3 protein-coding genes are annotated in these 3,956 nt (G+C 61.2%); 1 reads left to right on the top strand and 2 read right to left on the bottom strand.

All coding sequences use genetic code 11. The annotated features are described in order from the left end of the window. Together IVB12_RS32350 and IVB12_RS32345 are read right to left on the bottom strand one after the other, a co-directional pair. The coding region (locus IVB12_RS32350) for an ATP-binding cassette domain-containing protein (RefSeq protein WP_247305651.1) at positions 1 to 627 on the bottom strand (627 nt) is incomplete at its 3' end. A gap of 42 nt (positions 628 to 669) precedes the next feature. After that, a complete protein-coding gene (locus tag IVB12_RS32345; protein WP_346658531.1) occupies positions 670 to 1,713 on the bottom strand; it encodes an ABC transporter substrate-binding protein in 1,044 nt (347 codons plus the stop codon). Between the two features lie 254 nt (positions 1,714 to 1,967). On the opposite strand from IVB12_RS32345, the gene IVB12_RS32340 reads away from it, so the two are divergent. Beyond that, the gene (locus IVB12_RS32340) at positions 1,968 to 2,894 is read left to right on the top strand and encodes a GntR family transcriptional regulator (protein WP_247305649.1); all 927 of its coding nucleotides are present in this window, start codon (positions 1,968 to 1,970) and stop codon (positions 2,892 to 2,894) included. Positions 2,895 to 3,956 lie beyond the last annotated feature (1,062 nt).

Raw genomic sequence — 3,956 nt, 5'->3', positions numbered from 1 at the left:
GTGACGCTTTCCGCCGCCCACGTCGCCCTTCAGCAAGCGGTCGCTGATCCGCCCCACGAAGATGCAGAGCACCACGGCAACCGCGTACGGAATGGCGGCATAGAAGCCCGTCTTCGCGATCGTGAGCCCCTTCGTCGCCTGCAGGTAGCTCGGCATCCAGGTCAGGAAGAGATATTGCGAATAGACGTTGCACCCTTGGGTGCGCATGCCCCCAGACAGTTGATGTGGCAGGCTCTCCTCGAATCCCGAAAGACCGACCCGGCGAACCCAATCGAGGGCCATTTCCCGGGCCTGCGACTTGCTCATGCCGCGGAAGAGCGGCCCGGCTTCGACGTTCTGCACGACGTTCTTCCACGGAAACACTGCATCCTGCTGGAAGACGAGTCCGACCCGGCGGTCTACATCGCGGACCTCGGCGCCGAACAGTTGCACGGAGCCCGCCTGGGGACGCGCGAGACCTGCGATCAGGCCCAAGGTCGTCGACTTGCCGCAACCGGTGGGTCCGACGATTGCGCAGAATTCGCCTGGGGCGATCGACAGATCGAAACCGTTCAGGGCTGTCAAGATATCGCCGTCCAGCTTGATGAAGCGGCGCGCAACGCCGCTCAACTCGACTGCGGGCAACATGAGTGTCCTTTCGATGCAAGGCGGCCGCGGCCGTCGGGTCGACTATTTCGCCGCGTTTGCGGCATCGACGAATTTGTTGGTGTAGGTCTGCCCGAGGTCGATGGAGGCCTTCTGGACCTCCTTCTTGAACTCCTTGAGCACGGTGAGGACGGTCTCGGCGCCGTCCGCCGGCATCTTGCCGTCGGGCGAGAACATCACCTTGGCGTCGGCGAGCGCCTTCACGTAGGCAGCCCTGTCGCCGGCGTAGTAGTCCTTCGGCATCTTGTCCGCGATATCCTCCGCGGAGTGGGAGGCGATGTATTGCATCGTCTTCACGAACGCGTTGACGAGCTTCTGCGTCACCTCAGGATGGGACTCGACATAGGCCGTCGACATGTAGAGGGACGCTGCGGGATAGAGACCGCCCAGATTCTTCTTGGCCTCATCCGGGGTACGCAGATCGGCGACCACGCGCCCTTGCTCGGTATTCACCACGCGCGAAATCGTAGGCTCTGTCGTGATGCCCGCGTCGATCGAGCCGTTCTTGATAGCGGCTGCGAACGTCGAGCCGGCGCCGACGGACAGCAGACGCACCTTTGATGGATCGACGCCGTTCTTCTTGGCCAGGTACTGGACCAGGAACGCCGTCGACGAGCCGAGACCTGTCACGCCGATCGTTTTCCCGGCGAAATCGGCCGGGGAGTTGATGTCCTTGGCCTTCGAGGAGGCGAGAATGGCGTGGCCCGAGACGAGACCCATCGTGACGACGGACTCGATCTTCTTGCCCTTGGCTTGCAGATCGATGGTGTGATCATAGAATCCGACTGCGCCCTGAATCGAGCCGGCAACAAGCTCGTTCGTGGCGTTGACGCCCGCGGGCTCGCTGGCGAGGTCCACGTCTAGGCCCTGCTCTTTGAAGTAGCCGAGGCTCTCAGTGAGCTTCGCCGGGAGATAGATGATCTTCTCCATGCCGCCGACCATGAGCGTCAGCTTCTCGGCAGCGGCAGCGGGAGTCGAAGCGCCGAGCGTGACAGCCGCTAAGACGGCCATCATCGGCAATGTGTCACGCCATGACAGAAGGGCGACTGACTTCCCTTTCAGCTTCACGTTCTTCTCCCTGTTTCTTGCTTCGCGGCGGACGCCAGCGCCGCAGCGCCGGGTCTATCGAGGGCCTGCTTCCGGGCCCCGGACGACCGATTGCCATATCTTATTAAATATGACAATGTCATTTTTCGCTATAAATGACAAAAGCGGGCGAGATCGCGGTGGGAAGGCCCCTTCCGGAAGACAACCGGGCGGTTTTTTTGTTAGAGGCATGCCCAGTCAGAGCCGGACGCCGGAACACACAGCCCGCATTTGAGATGGAACAATCGACCGAGATTGCAGACGGAGGAGCATCAGGATCGCCGAACGCCCTCCATCGGGAGATCGCGCAGCGGATTCTGATGCACGTTCGGATGGAGCGCCTTCCTATCGGCGCGCATTTGACCGAGACCTCACTCGCGCAGGTGGTCGGGACATCCCGTGGCCCAATCAGGGGTGCCCTAGGCCATCTGGCATCGGCCGGATATCTGGAGCGCCGGCCCGGTCAGGGCTTCTTTCTGGCGAGAACCGAGCCCAAGGAGGGAAAGGCCGCCGACACGTTGGTGGCCGATACTGAGCAGCTTTACCTCAAGCTCGCGGAGGATCGCCTGCGCGGGCGCCTTGCTGATTCCGTGACGGAAGCGGACCTGATGCGCCGCTACGACGTTCCGAGGCATACTCTGCGGCGCATTTTAACGCGCATCGTCAACGAAGGGTGGATGCAGCGGCGCACCGGGCATGGTTGGGCATTCCTGCCGATGATCGACTCCGTGGAGGCATATCGCGAAAGCTATGAACTCAGGCGCTACCTGGAGCCCCAGGGTCTGCTATCCCCGACCTTCAAGCTGAACCGCGTCGCCCTTTCCGAGCAGCGCGAGCGGCAGGAGTTTCTGCACAGCGCAGGGTACAAGACGCTGGGCCAGGTCGAGTTGTTCAAGTCGAACAGCGACTTCCACGAGGCACTCGCCCTCATGTCGGGCAACAGGTTCTTAGCCCAGACCGTCGCCCGCCAGAACGAATTGCGGCGTCTCATCGAATACCGGCAGACGCTTGACCGGGACCGCGTATGGCGGCAAACCGGCGAACACTTGGCCATTATCGATCTGCTGGAGAATGGCTCGCTCGAGGGTGCCGCCAAGCTCCTCGACAAGCATATCGGCGGAGCCTTGAAGGAGAAGGCCCGGCCCGAGCTCTTCGATCCGTAATCCCGATTATAATCCGCCTCGCAGCATGCGATGGATGGCGAGCCAGGCGCCAGGCCCCGGCCCGCACATCAGTCCACCGTCCAGGCTCCCGAAGCGCTACTAACCGCTATTCAAATGCGCGCTGCAGCCTAGACGCCTACCCTCCGAAGGCAAACGTCACACGTTCGAATCGTCCTGGAAGCCGCCGGACGGATCGGGGGAAAGGGGCATCTGGGATCTCCCTCAAGTGAGGCTTCTGCTTCTCCCAGTCGGAGTAGCTGCCGCTACTTCAACTGTAGCCGACACGGTCATGATCGGGACCTCTTCCGTTCGTACGAGCACGGACAGCTTCTCGGTCAAGCTTGAAGGACTGTGGTCTCGTATGGCCTCCGCCAAATATCTCATCGAGGCGTCCCGGGCAGCCTCGAAGTTCGGAAGCTCTTCGCCTTGGTCGTCAACGATGACGCCGGCTGAGTCTTGATAGTCAAAGTAGAAGCGCATGCGGGGCAACATCGCGTCGGCCAAGGCGTTCCTATCTGACGGGAAACCCGTGCCGAGCAAATGGCGTCACTTACTCAAAGTGGGCTGTTCTGAGGGAGCGCGCATCGTGAGTCTTCCTGCTGCGCTCTCCTGAGAGTGCGCACCTCGACGATCGTCGATGCCACTTCGTTTCGAACTCTCTGGAGCTCTGCCAGACTAGTCCGAGTTTGGGCAAGAGCTGGGCCTGTAACCGCAGCCGCTGGTTTTCTGCCCGGATCTGCTTTGCGCTTTCGATCGCATCTTTGGTCAGGGGATGAAGGCTAGCGCAAAGCGTAACTGCAACATTCACCATTGATAGGGAGCCATCCACTCCCTTCAAGACAGGGCAAAAAAAGACTCAAGGTCCGCTAAGGATCAAAACCGGGCGGTGGTAGCCGTCCCTCTCGTGGGTCCGCTCTGCTCCGAAGAGCAGACCCAACGGGGAGCTACAGCGAGGGGCAGCTTAGGGCCATGTGTGGACGGCTCCGGGTTGGCAAGGAGAATCTTCACTTGCGGCGTTGGTCGAAGCAGCCATGTGTTCGGCCTTTTTGCGCGGTACTCATG

The organism is Bradyrhizobium sp. 179 (assembly GCF_023073535.1).
GTDB lineage: Bacteria > Pseudomonadota > Alphaproteobacteria > Rhizobiales > Xanthobacteraceae > Bradyrhizobium.
Note: the sequence above shows the minus strand (reverse complement) of the source record. Positions and strands in the feature narration are given on the sequence as shown.